The 1,572-nt window shown below is 37.0% G+C and carries 1 pseudogene; it reads left to right on the top strand.

Going from position 1 to position 1,572, the window contains the following annotated elements:
* Positions 1–267: 267 nt before the first annotated feature.
* Positions 268–1,412: pseudogene (locus H280_RS24310) on the top strand (IS110 family transposase).
* Positions 1,413–1,572 lie beyond the last annotated feature (160 nt).

Below are 1,572 nucleotides of genomic sequence, written 5' to 3'. Positions count from 1 at the left end.
TAAAAACAATCATGATTTTGCACTCACATCCCTTACATGAAAATGGGTTTATCACACCTAAAACCTTTCTATACTGAATAATAATGATGGATAGCCGAGTACGTATTTCTTTATGGTGGGTAAAACCCTGACCTAAAAACTGTAAGAGAGAGATTGGTGCACATCCCTTTGTTGACAGAAGTTCCTTCGTCTGATCACGTACAGAAAAATGTTGATTTTCCGTTTCTCTCTACTATCCATCTCATTTCAATTTAGGGAGGATATATTATGGATACATTACACACACATTGCGCAGGTCTAGATGTACATCAAAAAGAGATAGTTGCTTGTATTTTAATTGGTTCATCGGACGAAACCCTTATAAAGGAAGTCCGTACATTTCCTACAATGACAAAGAATCTCTTTGACATGCTTCGATGGTTAGAATCTCTTGGTATTACTCATATTGCGATGGAGAGCACAGGTGTATATTGGAAACCGGTCTACAATATTATAGAAGACTTTTTTGATATTACCCTTGCCAATGCACAACGAATTAAGAATGTTCCTGGACGAAAAACAGATGTAGCTGACGCGGAGTGGATTGCCAAACTTCTTCGATATGGATTGATTGAGAAGAGTTTTGTTCCACCAGCAGATATTCGGGAACTTCGTGATTTGACTCGTCGCCGAAAAAAAGTAATCGGTGATATGACAGCGGAAAAAAACAGAATCCAAAAAACATTAGAGTGTTCTAATATTAAGCTAGGATCTGTTATTTCTGATGTATTTGGCGTATCCGGACGAAAATTATTAACTCGTCTTGTAGAACAGGGATACGTGAATTTACAAGATGTCGAAGAGACCATTCACACAAAAATGATGCCGAAAGCCCAAGATATTTCAGATTCCTTATTCGGTACATTAAACGAACATCAAATTTTCTTAATTCGGCATTCATGGAATCACATCTTATTTCTCGAACAAGCCATTGAACAATTAGAAGCAAGAATAGATGAACTGTTACTTCCGTATCAAGAACAAGTGGAACTTTTATTGACAATACCAGGTGTGAAAAAAAACACGGTCGCAAGTATCATCGCAGAAATTGGTATCGAAATGAGCCAATTCCCTTCTGCGCAACATCTATCCTCTTGGGCAGGTGTATCGCCAGGCAATCATGAAAGTGCCGGTAAAAAAAAAGCACCCGGACTATAAAAGGAAATCCGCATATCAAAACAACACTTTGTGAAGTAGCATGGGCCATTTCACGTATGCGGAAAACATGGTTATCAGGGAAATTCTGGTCTTTAGCTGCACGAAGAGGAAAGCGAAAAGCAATCATCGCCATTGCGCATAAAGTAATTAAGGTGATATACCATATATTGAAACAACGAACAGCATTTATTGAATACTCAAAATTACTAGCATAGACCAGTTTCCGATTTCATATACACAACTACTGAAAAAATATCTAAAGAACAGTAGTCTTCTTTCTTATTGTCTTTTTGCGTGTTTCACACGCAAAAAGAAGATCTAGATTTATTGTTAAAAAGTTAAATTGTGCTCTGAATCAAGTTATTTTCACAGAAA

Origin of the sequence: Bacillus sp. 123MFChir2 (assembly GCF_000383235.1) — a bacterium.
Classification (GTDB): domain Bacteria; phylum Bacillota; class Bacilli; order Bacillales; family Bacillaceae_G; genus Bacillus_A.
The sequence above is the reverse complement of the archived record's forward strand: the minus strand, read 5'-3'. Positions and strand labels throughout refer to the sequence as shown.